Source organism: Agromyces badenianii (assembly GCF_003070885.1).
Classification (GTDB): Bacteria; Actinomycetota; Actinomycetes; order Actinomycetales; family Microbacteriaceae; genus Agromyces; species Agromyces badenianii.
The window spans coordinates 2417113-2434078 of sequence record NZ_CP028913.1 but is presented as its reverse complement, the minus strand read 5'-3'; the positions used below and the strand labels follow the sequence as shown (position 1 = coordinate 2434078).

Sequence of the window (16966 nt, the reverse complement as noted above, 5' to 3'; positions counted from 1 at the left end):
TCGGGCCCGGCCCCTTTCGCGTACCCCGGCAGCGCTCTCCGGGGCCCGGTCTCGTGTCGGGTCAAGCCCTTTCGGGTTCCAGACGACGCTTCTAGTCTGGAACGGATGGCAGCTCCCCCTCAGCCATTCGTGCGATCGACGGTTCGCCCAGAGATACAAGCTCTCCGGGCGCTCGCCGTCGGAGCCGTCGTGCTCCATCACGGCTGGCCGGCCGTGGCGCCGGCGGGGTACATGGGGGTCGACGTCTTCTTCGTCGTCTCGGGGTTCCTCATCACCGGACTCCTCCTCCGCGAGGCGGAGGCGCGTGGTCGCATCTCGCTCAGCTCGTTCTACGTGCGTCGAGCCCGGCGCATCCTGCCCGCCGCCGTCGCAGTGCTGGCCGTCGTCGCCGCGCTCACCCTCGCGCTCGTGCCGCAGCGGGAGTGGCGTGCCTGGTTCAGGGAGATCGTCGCGAGCGCGCTCTACTACGAGAACTGGCAGCTCGCGATCGACTCCCAGATCCCGGCCCGCGCCGATCTCGAGTCGACGCCCGTGCAGCACTACTGGTCGCTCTCGGTCGAGGAGCAGTTCTACCTCTTCTGGCCGCTCCTGCTCATCGTGGCGCTCTGGATCGCGGCCCGCAGTGGAGTGGGGTCACGGCGGGTGCTGCTGCTCGTGCTCGGCACGGTCACGGCGGCGTCGTTCGTGCACTGCGTGGTGCTGACCGCGCTGGATTCCGATCTCGCCTACTTCTCGACCCTGACCCGTACATGGGAGTTCGGGGTGGGCGGCCTGCTCGCCCTGCTCGCCGCTGAGCCGATGCGAGGGCGGCACCGGCTGCGCAGTGCCGTGTCGCTGGCCGGTCTCGTGCTCATCGCCGTGCCGATCGTCGTCTTCCGCTCACCGGAACTCTTCCCGGGGGTGATCGTGCTGGTGCCGGTGACGGGCGCCCTCGCGGTGATCTGGGCGGGCATGCCGGATGCCGCGTGGTCGCCCGCCCGACTCATCGCGCTCGGGCCGGTGCAGTGGATGGGAGACGTGTCGTACTCGCTCTACCTGTGGCACTGGCCGATCTTCATGTTCACGCCCTACCTCACCGGCATGCCGAGCCCGCCGTGGCTGATGGTGCTGCTCGTGGTGCTGGCGTTCCTGGTCGCCGGACTCTCCAAGCGCCTCATCGAGGATCCGTTCCGCACGCCGGCGCCCGGCCGGCGCTCGCACCCCGCGCTCGTGCTCGGCGGCATCGCCGCGGCGATCGCTCTCGTCGTCAGCGCAGGGGTCGTCGCGCCGAGCGTCGCGGCCGAGCCCAGCGTCGCGTGCGACCGCGGTGACGACGTCGGGCGCGGCAATCGGGACTGACGAGCCTCAGACCGGTGTGCCGTCGATCGTCGTCTCGAGGTCGACGCAACCGTGCACGCTCCGCGCGACGGTGCAACCCCGGTCGATCGCCTTCACCATGATCGCGACGAGCTTCGCGCGCTCGGACTCGTCGAGCACCGAGAGATCGACGAGCAGTTCTTCATCGACGCGCGAGTAGCGGTTCTCGGCGTCGGAGGTGCCGTGCGCCCACACCGTCATCTCGAAGTCCTCGCCGAGCTGGCGTGCGGCGACGCGATCAGCGCTCATGCCGGCGCAACCGGCGAGAGCGAGCTTGAGCAGCTCACCGGGCGTGAAGTGCCCCTCGACCTCCTCGGGCCCGATGAGCACGGTCGATCCGCGCTCGTTCAAGCCCTCGTAGGTGCGTGAGCCGGTGCGGGTGACCGAGACGCTGCCCGGCCTGATCCGCTCGCCGACCCCGTGCGCGTGCTCGGTCATTCGGTCTCCTGACATGGTCGTGAGCTCGATTCCATCACGGATCACGGGGGCGCGAGGCATCCCTCGCCCTGCGACTCGCTGTGAACCCGCTCGCGCGCGACACGCCCGGGTTGCACGGTGGCCCGGACTGTGGCAAACTCGTTGAGTTCAACATTTCGAACGCGTGCACTCGTGCGCGCCGATCGGATCACTGTCAGGCAGTGCATAGCCACCCGGTTCACCCCGTTCCAACAGGGTTCGCACGGGGGTCAGGCTAGGCCGCAGGCAGGAGAACAGACAAGCCGACAACCACGCATCAGGCCTGTGCCTGCAAAGACACAGGTATGCGCGCGTGCGCCTCGGTGGGCTCGAAGGTCGAGCGTGTCGAGAGCACCGCCCCGGAGCATCCGGGCGGGTGGTTTCGACAGGCTCGATCACCGGCCTTTGACAGAAGAACAGTGGTGCTTCACACGGAGTAGCTACGCGGCGTCCGATGCCCTCGGAAGGGGTAAGACGCCTTGACAGAGAGAGAGTCAGCAATGGCGGGACAAAAGATCCGCATTCGACTGAAGTCGTATGACCACGAGGTCATCGACACCTCGGCGCGCAAGATCGTCGACACGGTGACCCGCGCGGGCGCCACGGTCGTCGGCCCCGTGCCGCTTCCGACGGAGAAGAACGTGGTGTGCGTCATCCGTTCGCCCCACAAGTACAAAGACAGCCGCGAGCACTTCGAGATGCGCACCCACAAGCGTCTCATCGACATCGTGGACCCGACGCCCAAGGCCGTCGACTCGCTCATGCGACTCGACCTGCCGGCCGACGTCAACATCGAGATCAAGCTCTGAGGTAACAGATGTCTTCCGCTACCAAGAACGTGAAGGGTCTGCTCGGCACCAAGCTCGGCATGACCCAGGTGTGGGACGAGAACAACAAGCTCATCCCGGTCACCGTCATCGAGATCGCCCCGAACGTGGTCACCCAGGTTCGCACGCCCGAGAAGGACGGCTACCAGGCCGTGCAGATCGCGGCCGGCGCCATCGACCCGCGCAAGGTGAACCAGCCCGCCGCCGGTCACTTCCGTGAAGCCGGTGTGACCCCTCGTCGCCACCTCACCGAGGTGCGCACAGCTGACGCCGCCTCGTACGAGCGCGGCCAGGAGCTCACCGTCGAGGCCACCTTCGAAGCCGGCCAGCTCGTCGACGTCGTCGGCACGAGCAAGGGCAAGGGCTTCGCCGGTGTCATGAAGCGTCACAACTTCAAGGGCGTCTCCGCTTCGCACGGTTCGCACCGCAACCACCGCAAGCCCGGTTCGATCGGCGCCTCCTCGACCCCCAGCCGTGTCTTCAAGGGCATGCGCATGGCCGGTCGCATGGGTGGCGAGCGCGTCACCGTGCTCAACCTCCGCGTGCACGCCGTCGACGCCGAGAAGGGCCTGCTCCTGGTCAAGGGCGCGGTTCCCGGCGCTCGCGGCCGCCTCGTTTTCGTCCGCAACGCAGTGAAGGGGGCGTAGTCCATGGCTACCGCCAACACCATTGACGTGCTCGACGCGACCGGCAAGAAGTCCGGCTCGGTCGAGCTGCCCGCCGAACTCTTCGACGTGCAGACCAACGTCCCGCTCATCCACCAGGTCGTCGTGGCCCAGCTCGCAGCAGCGCGCCAGGGCACGCACAAGACCAAGACCCGCGGCGAGGTTTCCGGCGCCGGTCGCAAGCCGTTCAAGCAGAAGGGCACCGGCCGCGCCCGTCAGGGTTCGATCCGTGCACCTCAGATGACCGGCGGTGGCGTCGTCCACGGCCCGCAGCCGCGTGACTACTCGCAGCGCACCCCCAAGAAGATGATCGCCGCGGCCCTCCTCGGTTCGCTCTCCGACCGCGCACGCGGCGGCCGCATCCACGCGGTCTCCGGCTTCGTCGCCGGCGAGACGCCGAAGACGAAGGAAGCCGTGTCGCTCCTCGGTGCGATCGCTCCCGCCAAGCGCTTCCTCATCGTGCTCGCACAGGGCGAAGAGACGTCGGAGCGCGCAGTGCGCAACATCCCGACCGTGCACGTGCTGCGCGTCGACCAGCTGAACGCCTACGACGTGCTCGTCTCCGACGACATCGTCTTCAGCACCGCCGCCCTCGAGGCCTTCGTGGCCGCGAAGTCGGCGAAGAAGGAAGAGGTCTCGGCATGACCGCCGCCGCGAACAACAAGGACCCGCGCGACATCATCATCGCGCCCGTCGTCTCGGAGAAGAGCTACGGCCTGATCGACGAGGGCAAGTACACGTTCATCGTGGACCCCCGCTCGAACAAGACCGAGATCAAGCTCGCCATCGAGAAGATCTTCAACGTCCAGGTGGCGTCGATCAACACCCTGAACCGTCAGGGCAAGACCCGCCGTACCCGGTTCGGCATGGGCAAGCGCAAGGACACCAAGCGCGCGATCGTCACCCTCAAGTCCGGCTCGATCGACATCTTCACGGCTGTCGGCTAGGGAGCAGAGGAATAAGAATGGCTATTCGTAAGTACAAGCCCACGACCCCGGGTCGTCGCGGATCGTCGGTCGCCGACTTCGCGGAGATCACGCGTTCGACGCCCGAGAAGTCGCTGCTCCGCCCGCTGCCGAAGACCGGTGGTCGCAACAACCAGGGCCGCATCACGACCCGTCACATCGGTGGTGGCCACAAGCGCCAGTACCGCGTGATCGACTTCCGTCGCAACGACAAAGACGGCGTGAACGCCAAGGTCGCTCACATCGAGTACGACCCCAACCGCACGGCGCGCATCGCACTGCTGCACTTCGCCGACGGCACCAAGCGCTACATCCTGGCGCCGAGCAAGCTCGCCCAGGGCGACATCGTCGAGTCGGGTCCGAACGCCGACATCAAGCCCGGCAACAACCTGCCGCTGCGCAACATCCCCACCGGTACCGTCGTGCACGCCATCGAGCTGCGCCCCGGTGGCGGTGCCAAGATGGCCCGCTCGGCCGGCGCCTCCGTTCGCCTCGTGGCGAAAGACGGGCCCTACGCCCAGCTGCGTCTGCCCTCGGGCGAGATCCGCAACGTCGACGCGCGCTGCCGCGCGACGATCGGCGAGGTCGGCAACGCCGAGCAGTCGAACATCAACTGGGGCAAGGCCGGTCGCATGCGCTGGAAGGGTGTCCGCCCGACCGTGCGTGGTGTCGCCATGAACCCGGTCGACCACCCGCACGGTGGTGGTGAGGGCAAGACCTCCGGTGGACGTCACCCCGTCAGCCCGTGGGGCCAGAAGGAAGGCCGTACGCGCAAGCGCGATCTTCCCAGCGACAAGCTCATCGTTCGCCGCCGCAACGTCGGCAAGAAGCGCAAGTAGGAGTTGTAGAAGATGCCACGCAGTCTGAAGAAGGGCCCCTTCGTCGACGATCACCTGCTTCGCAAGGTGATCTCGGCCAACGAGGCCAGCAGCAAGAACGTCATCAAGACCTGGTCACGCCGCTCGATGATCATCCCCGCCATGCTGGGGCACACGATCGCCGTGCACGATGGCCGCAAGCACATCCCGGTGTTCGTCACCGAGACCATGGTGGGTCACAAGCTCGGCGAGTTCGCCCCCACCCGCACCTTCCGTGGACACGTGAAGGACGACAAGAAGGGCCGCCGCCGCTGACGCGGTGGCGTGAGGAGGAGAAGAAATGGTGGAGTCGATCGCACGCGTGCGACACATCCGCGTGACCCCCATGAAGGCCCGCCGCGTCGTCAACTTGATCCGCGGCAAGCAGGCACAGGAGGCACTCGCCATCCTGAAGTTCGCACCCCAGGGTGCGAGCGAGCCGGTGTACAAGCTCGTCGCCTCGGCCATCGCGAACGCTCGCGTCAAGGCCGATGCCACGAACACCTACCTGGACGAGCAGGACCTCTACATCAGCCGCGCATTCGTCGATGAGGGCACCACCCTCAAGCGATTCCAGCCGCGTGCGCAGGGTCGTGCCTTCCGCATCAACAAGCGAACGAGCCACATCACCGTCGTGCTCGCCACGCCCGAGGAGGGTACGAAGTAATGGGTCAGAAGGTCAACCCGTACGGCTTCCGTCTCGGCATCACCACCGACCATGTGTCGCGGTGGTTCTCAGACTCGACGAAGCCCGGTCAGCGTTACGCCGACTACCTGGCAGAAGACATCAAGATCCGTCGACTGCTGCAGACGTCGCTCGACCGCGCAGGTGTCTCGCGCATCGAGATCGAGCGCACCCGTGACCGCGTTCGCGTGGACATCCACACGGCGCGTCCCGGCATCGTGATCGGCCGCCGCGGAGCCGAGGCCGAGCGCATCCGCTCCGACCTCGAGAAGCTCAGCGGCAAGCAGATCCAGCTGAACATCCTCGAGGTGAAGAACCCCGAGGCCGACGCTCAGCTCGTCGCTCAGGGCATCGCCGAGCAGCTCTCCGCTCGTGTGGCATTCCGCCGCGCGATGCGCAAGGGTCTGCAGGGTGCCCAGCGCGCCGGCGCCAAGGGCGTCCGCATCCAGGTCTCCGGCCGCCTCGGCGGCGCCGAGATGAGCCGTTCCGAGTTCTACCGCGAAGGCCGTGTGCCCCTGCACACGCTCCGCGCGAACATCGACTACGGCTTCTACGAGGCGAAGACCACCTTCGGCCGCATCGGCGTGAAGGTCTGGATCTACAAGGGCGACATCACCAACAAGGAGCTCGCCCGCGAGCAGGCCAACCAGAAGTCGTCGCGCCCCGAGCGCAGTGACCGTCCCCGTCGTGCGCCCAAGGCGCAGGAGCCGGTGGCAGCAGGAGTTGAGGCATAACCATGTTGATTCCCCGTCGAGTCAAGTTCCGCAAGCAGCACCACCCCGGCCGTTCGGGCCACGCCACCGGCGGCACGAAGGTCACCTTCGGTGAGTTCGGCATCCAGGCGTTGACCCCCGCGTACGTGACGAACCGTCAGATCGAGTCCGCTCGTATCGCGATGACCCGTCACATCAAGCGCGGCGGCAAGGTGTGGATCAACATCTACCCCGACCGTCCGCTCACCAAGAAGCCCGCCGAAACCCGCATGGGTTCCGGTAAGGGTTCGCCCGAGTGGTGGGTCGCGAACGTCAAGCCGGGTCGAGTCCTCTTCGAGGTCTCCGGCGTCTCCGAGGAACTCGCTCGTGAGGCCATGACCCGTGCCATCCACAAGCTGCCCCTCAAGGCACGCATCATCAAGCGCGAGGAGGGCGACGCATAATGGCCGTCGGCACCAAGGAGCTCAGCCCCACCGAGCTCGACACCTTTGAAGACGAGCGACTCGTCGACGAGCTGAAGAAGGCCAAGGAAGAGCTGTTCAACCTGCGCTTCCAGTCGGCCACCGGTCAGCTCGAGAGCCACGGCCGCCTCCGGGCGGTCAAGCGCGACATCGCGCGCATCTACACGGTCATCCGCGAGCGCGAACTCGGCATCCGGGCCACGCCCGCGCCGGTCGAGGTTCCGGTCAAGGCCGAGAAGAAGACCAAGAAGGCCAAGGCCGAGGCATCCGAGGATGCCGCTGCCGAGGTCGCAGAGACGAAGGAGGCCTGATCATGGCTGAGACCAAGAAGGCTTCGGCCGAGGTCGACACCGCGGCCGAGCTCGTCCGCGGTTACCGCAAGGTTCGTCGCGGCTACGTCGTCAGCGACAAGATGGAGAAGACCATCGTCGTCGAGGTCGAGGACCGCGTGAAGCACCCGCTGTACGGCAAGGTCCTGCGTCGCACCTCGAAGGTCAAGGCGCACGACGAGACGAACACCGCCGGCATCGGCGACCTCGTCGTCATCAGCGAGACCCGTCCCCTCTCCGCCACGAAGCGCTGGCGCCTCGTCGAGATCGTCGAGAAGGCCAAGTAGGCCTCGGGCTTACTTGAAAGAAGGAGTTCAAAGTGCTTCAGCAGGAATCACGAGTCAAGGTCGCCGACAACACCGGCGCCAAGGAGCTGCTCACGATCCGCGTGCTCGGTGGCTCGAAGCGCCGGTACGCCGGCCTCGGTGACACCATCGTCGCGACCGTCAAGGACGCGATCCCCGGCGGCAACGTGAAGAAGGGCGATGTGGTCAAGGCCGTCATCGTCCGCACCGTCAAGGAGACCCGTCGCGCCGACGGCTCCTACATCAAGTTCGACGAGAACGCCGCAGTGATCCTGAAGAACGACGGTGACCCTCGCGGCACCCGTATCTTCGGACCGGTCGGTCGCGAGCTTCGCGACAAGAAGTTCATGAAGATCATCTCGCTGGCACCGGAGGTTATCTAGTCATGGCCAACATCAAGAAGGGTGACCTCGTGCAGGTCATCTCCGGCCGCAGCCAGGCTCGCGGTGGAGACCGCGGCAAGCAGGGCAAGGTCCTCGAGGTGCTCGTCGCCGAGAACCGCGTCGTCGTCGAAGGCATCAACTTCGTGACGAAGCACGTTCGCGTCGGCCAGACGCAGCGCGGTTCGAAGACCGGCGGCGTCGAGACCCAAGAGGCCCCGATCCACGTCTCGAACGTCGCGATCGTCGACCCCGAGTCGAAGAAGCCGACCCGCGTCGGCTTCCGCAACGAGACCGTGACGAAGGACGGCGTCGAGAAGACCGTCCGCGTCCGCTACGCCAAGAAGTCAGGTAAGGACCTGTAATGACCGATACGGCTACGCAGGCTGGCAAAATCCAGCCGCGACTGAAGACCAAGTACCGGGACGAGATCTCGAAGAACCTCACCGAGGCGCACGGCTACACCAACGTGCACCAGGTGCCGGGCCTCGTGAAGATCGTCGTGAACATGGGTGTGGGCGAGGCCGCGCGCGATGGCAAGGTCATCGACGGTGCGATCGCCGACCTCACCAAGATCACCGGTCAGAAGCCGCAGGTCACGAAGGCCCGCAAGTCCATCGCGCAGTTCAAGCTGCGCGAGGGCCAGCCGATCGGCGCCCACGTCACGCTTCGCGGCGACCGCATGTGGGAGTTCCTCGACCGCCTGCTCTCGCTCGCGCTGCCGCGCATCCGCGACTTCCGCGGTCTGTCGGAGAAGCAGTTCGACGGCACCGGCAACTACACCTTCGGTCTCACCGAGCAGTCGGTGTTCCACGAGATCGACCAGGACAAGATCGACCGCGTCCGCGGCATGGACATCACCGTGGTGACCACCGCCAAGACCGACGAAGAGGGCCGCGCGCTGCTCAAGCAGCTCGGCTTCCCCTTCAAGTCGGCCGAGTCCGCCAACTGAACCACGGATGCTGCGGGCACACGCCCGCAGCATCCGAACCGGTTCCCCGCATCCGCGGGGACCGACACCACAGGTCATCGCTCGTGTAACGGGCGCTGAAACCTGGTGAACGTAAGGAAACACTCGTCATGACGATGACCGACCCGGTCGCTGACATGCTGACCCGTCTGCGGAATGCGAACTCCGCACACCACGACTCCGTCTCGATGCCGAACTCCAAGCTCAAGGCGCACATCGCCGAGATCTTGAAGAAAGAGGGCTACATCGCCGACTTCGAGGTGACCGACGCGCGCGTGGGCAAGACGCTCACGCTGCAGCTCAAGTTCGGCCCCAACCGCGAGCGTTCGATCGCCGGCATCAAGCGCGTCTCCAAGCCCGGCCTCCGCGTGTACGCGAAGTCGACGGAGCTCCCCAAGGTGCTCGGCGGCCTCGGCGTTGCCATCCTGTCCACCTCCAGCGGTCTGCTCACCGACCGCCAGGCCGAGAAGAAGGGCGTAGGCGGAGAAGTCCTCGCCTACGTGTGGTAGTTCCATGTCACGAATCGGACGACTTCCCATCGACATCCCCGCGGGCGTCGACGTCAAGATCGACGGCCAGGCCGTTTCGGTGAAGGGCCCGAAGGGTGAGCTCGCGCTCACCGTCGCCGCCCCCATCGAGGTCAAGCTCGAAGAGAACCAGGTTCTCGTCACCCGCCCCGACGACGAGCGCACCTCGCGTTCGCTGCACGGCCTTACGCGTACCCTCATCGCCAACCAGATCATCGGCGTGACCCAGGGCTACTCCAAGGCACTCGAGATCGTCGGCACCGGTTACCGCGTCGCGCAGAAGGGCTCGTCCCTCGAACTCGCGCTCGGTTTCTCGCACCCCGTCGTCGTCGAAGCACCGACCGGCATCACGCTGACCGTCGAGGGCAACAACAAGATCACCGTTGCCGGCATCGACAAGCAGGCCGTGGGCGAGACCGCCGCGAACATCCGCAAGATCAAGAAGCCGGAGCCCTACAAGGGCAAGGGCATCCGCTACGCCGGCGAGGTCGTGCGTCGCAAGGCCGGAAAGGCTGGTAAGTAATCATGGCCGTGAAGAGCAAGTCGGCTGCGCGTGCGCGCCGCCACACCCGCCTTCGCAAGAAGATCGTCGGCACCGAGGCGCGTCCGCGTCTCGTTGTCACCCGTTCGGCTCGTCACGTCTTCGTGCAGGTCGTCGACGACGCCAAGGGTCACACCCTGGCATCCGCCTCGACCATGGAGGCCGACCTCCGCGCATTCGACGGTGACAAGACCGCCAAGGCGAAGAAGGTCGGCGAACTCGTCGCCGAGCGCGCCAAGCAGGCCGGTGTCGAGGCAGTCGTCTTCGACCGCGGTGGCAGCAAGTACGCCGGTCGTGTCGCAGCGATCGCCGATGGAGCGCGAGAGGCAGGGCTCAACCTGTGAGCACCGTACCTATTGAAAATGGCACTACGAAGGAGACCGAGGTGACCGCAGAGGCACCCGTCGAGACGGCAGCAGCTTCGGAGCCGGCCCGCAACGAGCGCGACAACCGTCGTGGTGGCGGCCGCGACCGCAACCAGGGTGGCCGCGACCGCGGTGGCCGTGACGCCGAGAAGAGCCAGTTCCTCGAGCGCGTCGTGACCATCAACCGCGTGTCGAAGGTCGTCAAGGGCGGCCGTCGCTTCAGCTTCACGGCGCTCGTCGTCGTGGGCGACGGCAACGGACTCGTCGGCGTCGGCTACGGCAAGGCGCGCGAGGTTCCGACCGCGATCTCGAAGGGCGTCGAGGAGGCGAAGAAGAACTTCTTCCGTGTCCCTCGCGTCGGAGCGACCATCCCGCACCCCGTGCAGGGTGAGGCCGCAGCCGGCGTCGTCCTGCTGCGCCCCGCTTCGGCCGGTACCGGTGTTATCGCCGGTGGTCCGGTGCGTGCGGTGCTCGAGTGCGCCGGCATCCACGACGTGCTGAGCAAGTCGCTCGGTTCGTCGAACACCATCAACATCGTGCACGCCACGGTCGCAGCCCTCTCGCAGCTCGAAGAGCCGCGTGCGGTCGCCGCCCGTCGTGGTCTGGACTACGACGAGGTCGCCCCGCCCCGTCTGCTGCGTGCCGAGGCCCAGGCGGCCGAGGCTGCCGCAGCAGCGAAGGCAGGTGCCTGATGGCCAAGCAGCTGAAGGTGACCCAGATCAAGTCCAAGGTGAGCGAGAAGCAGTACCAGCGCGACACGCTGCGCAGCCTCGGACTCAAGCGCATCGGTGACTCGGTGGTTCGCGAGGACAACCCGCAGAACCGCGGCTACGTGAACACCGTCGCCCACCTCGTGAAGGTTGAGGAGATTGACTAATGGCTGACGAGAAGAACGACGCCGCCGCCGAGGCCCCCAAGAAGGCTCCGGCGAAGAAGACGGCCGACAAGCCCGCTGCCGCGAAGGCCGCCCCCAAGGCTGCCGCTGCGAAGGCGGCTCCCAAGGCTGCCGCTGCGAAGGCCGACTCGGCCGACGCCGCGAAGGCTCCGGCCAAGAAGGCTCCCGCGAAGAAGGCTGCTCCCAAGGCCGACGTCGCGGAGAAGCGCGAGCAGGTGCTGAAGGTTCACCACCTCCGCCCGGCTCCGGGTGCCAAGAAGGACAAGACCCGCGTCGGACGCGGTGAGGGTTCGAAGGGCAAGACGGCCGGTCGCGGCACCAAGGGTTCCAAGGCCCGCAACAACATCCGCCCCGGGTTCGAGGGTGGCCAGCTTCCGTACCACATGCGTGCGCCGAAGCTGCGCGGCTTCAAGAACCCGTTCCGTGTCGAGTACCAGGTGGTCAACCTGGAGAAGCTCGCCGAGCTGTACCCGAAGGGCGGCGACGTCACGATCGCCGACCTCGTCGAGAAGGGTGCCGTTCGCAAGAACGAGCGCGTCAAGGTGCTCGGCAACGGTGACATCCAGGTGAAGCTCAACGTCGCCGTCGACAAGGTCTCCGGCTCCGCCGAGCAGAAGATCGTCGCCGCTGGCGGCTCGGTCAAGTAGACCGAAACAGCACCGATTGTTCGAGCCAGTCGGGACCTCGCGTATGATTCACGGGGGTCTCGACTGGCTCGAGCCGCATATGGACTGACTCCACACGGAGCAACAGGAGGACGAGTGTTCAACGCCATCGGGCGGATCTTCCGCACGCCGGATCTTCGCCGCAAGCTCGGGTTCACACTGGGCATCGTCGCCCTGTTCCGGCTCGGCTCGTTCATCCCCGCGCCGTTCGTGGACTTCGGCAACGTGCAGGCGTGCCTCGCCGCCAACCAGGCCGGCGCAGCCGGCCTCTACGACCTCGTCAACCTCTTCTCGGGCGGCGCGCTGCTGCAGCTCTCGATCTTCGCGCTCGGCATCATGCCCTACATCACCGCGTCGATCATCGTGCAGCTGCTGCGCGTGGTGATCCCTCACTTCGAGACGCTGTACAAAGAGGGCCAGGCCGGCCAGGGCCGCCTCACCCAGTACACCCGCTACCTCACGATCGCGCTCGGCGTGCTCCAGTCGACGACGCTCATCACGGTCGCCCGTTCCGGCGCGCTGTTCCCGTCGGGCGCCCCCGAGTGCTCGCAGCTCATCACGAACGACGCCTGGTACGCGATCCTCCTCATGGTCATCACGATGACCGCCGGTACCGGCCTCATCATGTGGATGGGCGAGCTCATCACCGAGCGCGGCATCGGCAACGGCATGTCGCTCCTGATCTTCACCTCGATCGCCGCGACCTTCCCCGGCTCGCTGTGGGCGATCGGCATCGCCCGCGGCTGGGACGTGTTCGCGATCGTGCTCGCCATCGGCCTGCTGGTGGTGGTCGCCGTGGTCTTCGTCGAGCAGTCGCAACGGCGCATCCCGGTGCAGTACGCGAAGCGCATGGTCGGCCGGCGCACCTACGGCGGCAACAACACCTATATCCCGATCAAGGTCAACATGGCGGGCGTCGTGCCGGTCATCTTCGCCTCGTCGCTGCTCTACCTGCCGGCGCTCATCGCGCAGTTCAACACCCCGGCCGCCGGTGAGACGCCGCAGCCGTGGGTCGTGTGGATCACGAACTACCTGACGCAGGGCAGCCACCCGCTGTACATGCTCATGTACTTCCTGCTCATCGTCGGCTTCACCTACTTCTACGTCGCGATCACGTTCAATCCCGACGAGGTCTCCGAGAACATGAAGAAGTACGGCGGCTTCATCCCGGGCATCCGTGCCGGGCGCCCGACCGCCGAGTACCTCGACTACGTGCTCACCCGCATCACCCTCCCGGGCTCGCTCTACCTCGGTCTCGTGGCATTGATCCCTCTGATCGCCTTCGCACTGGTCGGCGCCGACCAGAACTTCCCGTTCGGCGGTGCATCGATCCTGATCATCGTCGGCGTCGGCCTCGAGACGGTCAAGCAGATCGACGCCCAGCTCCAGCAACGACACTACGAAGGACTCCTCCGATGACGGCTTCTGCACCCGCCTCCGCTCGCTTCCTGATCGTCGGCCCTCAGGGCTCTGGCAAGGGCACACAGGGCGTGCTCGTCGCCGAGGCGTTCGGTGTGCCGCAGGTCTCGACCGGCGACGTCTTCCGTGCGAACATCTCGGGCGGCACCGAGCTCGGCCAACAGGTCAAGACGATCGTCGAGGCCGGCGACCTGGTGCCCGACGAGCTGACGAGCGCGCTCGTGCGCGATCGACTCGAGCAGCCCGATGCCGCTGGCGGGTTCCTGCTCGACGGCTATCCGCGCAACCGCGGCCAGGTCGACGACCTCGACGCGTTCCTCGCAGCTCGCGGCGAGGCGCTCGACGCGGTGATCGAACTCGAGGTTCCGCGTGACGAGAGCATCGACCGCCTGCAGCAGCGCGCGGCCGAGCAGGGGCGCACCGACGACACCGAAGAGGTCATCGCGAACCGCCTGGCGATCTACGAGCGCGAGACGGCGCCGATTCTCGACGTCTATCGCGATCACGGCATCGTCGCACGCGTCGACGGCGTGGGCTCGCTCGACGAGGTCACGCAGCGCATCTTCGCGGCACTCGCCGACCGCGGCCTCACGCCGTCGGCCGGCGACACCGTCTCCGCCTGAGCGGCGCGGGTGTTCCGACGTTCGATCTACAAGTCGCCGGCCGAGCTGCGCTCGATGCGGGCGGCCGGTGAGCTGACGGCCGCAGCACTCGCCGAGGCACGCCGACTGCTCGTTCCCGGCGCGACCCCGCTCGAACTCGACGCCGCCGCAGAGCGGGTGATCCGAAGCGGCGGAGGCCGACCGAACTTCCAGCTCGTCCCGGGCTATCGGCACACGCTCTGCGTCTCCGTCGACGACGACGTCGTGCACGGCATTCCCGGCGATCGGCCGTTGCGGCCGGGCGACATCGTCTCGATCGACGGCGGCGCCGAGGTCGACGGCTGGAACGGCGACTCCGCTTTCACCGTCGTGCTGCCCGATGCGTCGCGCCCCGACGTGGTGTCCTCGCGCGAGCAGCTCAACCGCGTGACCGAGCAGGCCCTGTGGCACGGCATCGCCGCGCTCGCCCGCTCGACCCACCTCAACGAGGTGGGAGCGGCCATCGAGGACTTCGTCCGCAGCGAGGGCGACTTCGGCATCCTCACCGACTACGTCGGCCATGGGATCGGCCGTTCCATGCACGAGGAACCGCCGGTGTTCAACTACCGCGTCGACCGTCGGGGTCCCGCGGTCAAGCCGGGGCTCGTCGTGGCGATCGAGCCGATGATCGTCGGCGGCGCGATCGACACGTTCACGCGCGACGACGACTGGACCGTCACGACGTCCGACGGCTCGGATGCCGCCCACTGGGAGCACTCCGTCGCCGTGCACGCCGACGGGATCTGGGTGCTCACGGCCCCGGACGGCGGTGCAGCGGGCCTCGCACCGTTCGGCGTACGCCCGACGGAGATCGCCTGAGCATTCGATCTGGGCGAGTTCGTGGGCGATGTAGACCGACGAGCGAGAGCCCGGTGCCCGCCAGTCGTGTGGCGATCTGACGCTCGTCGGCGCCCATCTCGGCGAGCGACTCGAGTCGGTGCGCACACGGGCGGCCGCAGCATCCGTCGCCCTCGCCGTGCGGCCCGCCGACGCGGCAGCCGCCGACGGAGGCCGGGTGCTCGACCTCGTGCTCGACTCGATCGAGACGCGCCCATGAACCGCTGCGCGATGCTCACCGCGCCCTCATCCGCGGCCGGGGGATATGGTGGACGAGGGAACGGACACTCGCGACGGAGGCCGGACACATGCTTGAACGAACCGATCACGACGAGTAGGGCGGGACATTCGTCTCCCGTCGATCCGATTCGGAAAGGCGACTGATGGAGATCACGGGAACGGGCATCGGCCAGGGGGTGGCCATCGGGCCGGTGGTGCGCATGGCGGAACACCTGCCAGAGCCGGTCGACCGGCCGAGCCACCTCGACCCCGAGCGCGAGGGGGAGCGGGCCAGGGCGTCGCTCTCGGTCGTCGCAGCCGAGCTCGCCGGTCGCGGGGCCAAGGCCGGCGGCGCCGCGAAGGACGTGCTCGAGGCCCAGGCCATGATGGCCGAAGACCCGAGCCTCATCGATGTCATCACCACACGGCTCGCCGCGGGGAAGACCGCCGAGCGTGCGGTGTTCGAGGCCTTCGCCTCCTACCGCGACCTGCTGGCCGGCATGGGCGGGTACATGGCCGAGCGCGCGGCCGACCTCGACGACATCTCGCAGCGGGTCATCGCGCACCTGCTGAAGCTCCCGGCTCCGGGCGTGCCCGACCCCGGGCATCCGTTCATCCTCGTGGCTCGCGATCTCGCGCCCGCCGACACGGCACTGCTCGACCTCGACCAGGTGCAGGGCCTCGTCACGATCGACGGCGGCCCGACCTCGCACACGGCGATCCTCGCCCGCGAGAAGTCGATCGTCGCGGTCGTCGGGGCAGCGGATGCCGCGAGTCTCGCCGACGGCGACACCGTCATCGTCGATGCCGCGAGGAGCCTCGTCGTGGCCGTGCCCACTGCCGACGAGATCGCCGCGGCGAAGGCGAGGATCGCCGAGCGCGCCGCGCAGGCCGCCGCACCGCTCGCGCCGGGCGCCCTCGCCGACGGCACGCCGGTGCCGCTGCTCGCGAACCTCGGCTCGGCCGACGGTGCGGCCGAGGCGCTCCGCCTCGGCGCCGAGGGCGTTGGCCTCTTCCGCACCGAGTTCCTCTTCCTCGACGCCGACACCGCACCGAGCGTGCGCGAGCAGCAGGCCCAGTACACGCGGTTGCTCACGGCGTTCGCCGGCAAGAAGGTCGTCGTACGCGTGCTCGACGCCGGCGCCGACAAGCCGCTCGCGTTCCTCAACGACGCGCCGGAGGAGAATCCGGCACTCGGGCTCCGCGGCATCCGGGCCCTGCGTCACTCCGAGGTGATCCTGCGGGAGCAGCTCACCGCGCTCGCCGCGGCCGGCGCGGCGACCGACGCCGAGCTGTGGGTCATGGCGCCGATGGTCGCGACCGTCGAGGAGACGCGCTACTTCACCGCGCTCGCGAAGGAACTCGGCATCGCGGTCGCCGGCGTGATGGTCGAGACGCCCTCGGCGGCGCTCATCGCCGACCGCGTGCTCGCCGAGACCGACTTCGCCTCGATCGGCACGAACGACCTGACGCAGTACACGATGGCCGCCGACCGCCTGCTCGGCACGATCGCCATGCTGCAGAACCCCTGGCACCCCGCCGTGCTCCGCCTCATCGCGGAGGTCGGGGCGGCCGGTGCCGAGCTCGGCAAGCCGGTCGGCATCTGCGGCGAGGCCGCCGCCGACCCATTGCTCGCCGTCGTGCTCGTCGGACTCGGTGCCACGAGCCTGTCGATGTCGCCGTCGGCGCTCGCCGATGTCCGCGCCTCCCTCGCGCGGTACAGCCTGGACGACGCGAAAGCGCTCGCCCGGGCAGCCTTGGCCGCTGAGGGAGCGGCCGAAGCCCGAACGGCGGCAGATGCCGCCGCCGCCGTCATCAGCACCCAGGCGCGGGAGACCGCGTCGTGAGCGCCGGGCCGGCGGCATCCTCGGCCCGACTGGCGAAAATG

26 protein-coding genes are annotated in these 16966 nt (G+C 67.6%); 25 read left to right on the top strand and 1 reads right to left on the bottom strand.

Annotated elements, in window-relative coordinates; genetic code table 11:
- Positions 1-105 precede the first annotated feature (105 nt).
- Positions 106-1338 (top strand): acyltransferase family protein, encoded by a 1233-nt coding sequence (locus tag DCE93_RS11565; protein WP_108596009.1) that lies wholly within the window; start codon positions 106-108, stop codon positions 1336-1338.
- A 6-nt stretch (positions 1339-1344) separates the two neighbouring features.
- Here DCE93_RS11565 and DCE93_RS11560 read toward each other — a convergent pair whose 3' ends face one another.
- Positions 1345-1794, bottom strand: a complete 450-nt coding sequence (locus DCE93_RS11560; protein WP_108596008.1) for an OsmC family protein — start codon at positions 1792-1794, stop codon at positions 1345-1347.
- A 518-nt stretch (positions 1795-2312) separates the two neighbouring features.
- Here DCE93_RS11560 and rpsJ point away from each other — a divergent pair.
- The 24 genes from rpsJ (at position 2313) to ptsP (ending at position 16925) form a co-directional block, all read left to right on the top strand.
- A complete protein-coding gene (rpsJ, locus tag DCE93_RS11555; RefSeq protein WP_017201594.1) occupies positions 2313-2621 on the top strand; it encodes a 30S ribosomal protein S10 in 309 nt (102 codons plus the stop codon).
- An 8-nt stretch (positions 2622-2629) separates the two neighbouring features.
- Positions 2630-3286, top strand: a complete 657-nt coding sequence (gene rplC, locus DCE93_RS11550) for a 50S ribosomal protein L3 (protein WP_108596007.1) — start codon at positions 2630-2632, stop codon at positions 3284-3286.
- Positions 3287-3289: 3 nt separating this feature from the next.
- On the top strand, positions 3290-3949 hold the full coding sequence (gene rplD / locus DCE93_RS11545; RefSeq protein ID WP_108596006.1) for a 50S ribosomal protein L4: 660 nt from the start codon (positions 3290-3292) through the stop codon (positions 3947-3949).
- Positions 3946-4251 carry a 50S ribosomal protein L23 gene (gene rplW / locus DCE93_RS11540; RefSeq protein ID WP_056010886.1) on the top strand — a complete coding sequence of 102 codons (306 nt, stop codon included), beginning with the start codon at positions 3946-3948 and terminating at the stop codon, positions 4249-4251. The genes rplD and rplW overlap by 4 nt, the downstream gene beginning before the upstream one ends.
- A 17-nt stretch (positions 4252-4268) precedes the next feature.
- The gene (gene rplB, locus DCE93_RS11535) at positions 4269-5108 is read left to right on the top strand and encodes a 50S ribosomal protein L2 (protein WP_108596005.1); all 840 of its coding nucleotides are present in this window, start codon (positions 4269-4271) and stop codon (positions 5106-5108) included.
- A 12-nt stretch (positions 5109-5120) separates the two neighbouring features.
- Positions 5121-5402, top strand: coding sequence for a 30S ribosomal protein S19 (gene rpsS, locus DCE93_RS11530; protein WP_108596004.1), 282 nt, complete (start codon positions 5121-5123; stop codon positions 5400-5402).
- A gap of 25 nt (positions 5403-5427) precedes the next feature.
- On the top strand, positions 5428-5793 hold the full coding sequence (rplV, locus tag DCE93_RS11525; protein WP_108596003.1) for a 50S ribosomal protein L22: 366 nt from the start codon (positions 5428-5430) through the stop codon (positions 5791-5793).
- A complete protein-coding gene (gene rpsC / locus DCE93_RS11520; RefSeq protein ID WP_022893876.1) occupies positions 5793-6545 on the top strand; it encodes a 30S ribosomal protein S3 in 753 nt (250 codons plus the stop codon). The genes rplV and rpsC overlap by 1 nt, the downstream gene beginning before the upstream one ends.
- A 2-nt stretch (positions 6546-6547) precedes the next feature.
- Positions 6548-6967, top strand: coding sequence for a 50S ribosomal protein L16 (rplP, locus tag DCE93_RS11515; RefSeq protein ID WP_108596002.1), 420 nt, complete (start codon positions 6548-6550; stop codon positions 6965-6967).
- A complete protein-coding gene (gene rpmC / locus DCE93_RS14925) occupies positions 6967-7296 on the top strand; it encodes a 50S ribosomal protein L29 (protein WP_108596001.1) in 330 nt (109 codons plus the stop codon). Before rplP ends, rpmC begins: the two co-directional genes overlap by 1 nt.
- Before the next feature lie 2 nt (positions 7297-7298).
- Complete coding sequence (gene rpsQ, locus DCE93_RS11505; protein WP_108596000.1) at positions 7299-7601, top strand: 30S ribosomal protein S17; 303 nt, start codon at positions 7299-7301, stop codon at positions 7599-7601.
- Between the two features lie 32 nt (positions 7602-7633).
- Positions 7634-8002 (top strand): 50S ribosomal protein L14, encoded by a 369-nt coding sequence (gene rplN / locus DCE93_RS11500; protein WP_108595999.1) that lies wholly within the window; start codon positions 7634-7636, stop codon positions 8000-8002.
- Between the two features lie 2 nt (positions 8003-8004).
- The gene (gene rplX / locus DCE93_RS11495) at positions 8005-8364 is read left to right on the top strand and encodes a 50S ribosomal protein L24 (protein WP_108595998.1); all 360 of its coding nucleotides are present in this window, start codon (positions 8005-8007) and stop codon (positions 8362-8364) included.
- Positions 8364-8951 (top strand): 50S ribosomal protein L5, encoded by a 588-nt coding sequence (gene rplE, locus DCE93_RS11490; RefSeq protein ID WP_108595997.1) that lies wholly within the window; start codon positions 8364-8366, stop codon positions 8949-8951. The genes rplX and rplE overlap by 1 nt, the downstream gene beginning before the upstream one ends.
- Before the next feature lie 128 nt (positions 8952-9079).
- Positions 9080-9478: a 30S ribosomal protein S8 gene (gene rpsH / locus DCE93_RS11485; RefSeq protein ID WP_108595996.1), complete on the top strand. Its 399-nt coding sequence runs from the start codon at positions 9080-9082 to the stop codon at positions 9476-9478.
- A 4-nt stretch (positions 9479-9482) separates the two neighbouring features.
- Positions 9483-10019, top strand: coding sequence for a 50S ribosomal protein L6 (gene rplF, locus DCE93_RS11480; protein WP_108595995.1), 537 nt, complete (start codon positions 9483-9485; stop codon positions 10017-10019).
- Between the two features lie 2 nt (positions 10020-10021).
- A complete protein-coding gene (gene rplR / locus DCE93_RS11475) occupies positions 10022-10381 on the top strand; it encodes a 50S ribosomal protein L18 (RefSeq protein ID WP_108595994.1) in 360 nt (119 codons plus the stop codon).
- A gap of 41 nt (positions 10382-10422) precedes the next feature.
- A complete protein-coding gene (gene rpsE, locus DCE93_RS11470) occupies positions 10423-11094 on the top strand; it encodes a 30S ribosomal protein S5 (protein ID WP_268876716.1) in 672 nt (223 codons plus the stop codon).
- Positions 11094-11279, top strand: coding sequence for a 50S ribosomal protein L30 (rpmD, locus tag DCE93_RS11465; RefSeq protein WP_108595993.1), 186 nt, complete (start codon positions 11094-11096; stop codon positions 11277-11279). The genes rpsE and rpmD overlap by 1 nt, the downstream gene beginning before the upstream one ends.
- A complete protein-coding gene (rplO, locus tag DCE93_RS14730; protein ID WP_108595992.1) occupies positions 11279-11944 on the top strand; it encodes a 50S ribosomal protein L15 in 666 nt (221 codons plus the stop codon). The genes rpmD and rplO overlap by 1 nt, the downstream gene beginning before the upstream one ends.
- Before the next feature lie 114 nt (positions 11945-12058).
- Positions 12059-13381, top strand: a complete 1323-nt coding sequence (gene secY / locus DCE93_RS11455; protein ID WP_108595991.1) for a preprotein translocase subunit SecY — start codon at positions 12059-12061, stop codon at positions 13379-13381.
- Positions 13378-14004, top strand: coding sequence for an adenylate kinase (locus DCE93_RS11450; RefSeq protein WP_108595990.1), 627 nt, complete (start codon positions 13378-13380; stop codon positions 14002-14004). Before secY ends, DCE93_RS11450 begins: the two co-directional genes overlap by 4 nt.
- Positions 14005-14013: 9 nt before the next feature.
- Complete coding sequence (gene map / locus DCE93_RS11445) at positions 14014-14841, top strand: type I methionyl aminopeptidase (protein WP_108595989.1); 828 nt, start codon at positions 14014-14016, stop codon at positions 14839-14841.
- A 401-nt stretch (positions 14842-15242) separates the two neighbouring features.
- Positions 15243-16925 carry a phosphoenolpyruvate--protein phosphotransferase gene (ptsP, locus tag DCE93_RS11440; protein WP_108595988.1) on the top strand — a complete coding sequence of 561 codons (1683 nt, stop codon included), beginning with the start codon at positions 15243-15245 and terminating at the stop codon, positions 16923-16925.
- Positions 16926-16966 lie beyond the last annotated feature (41 nt).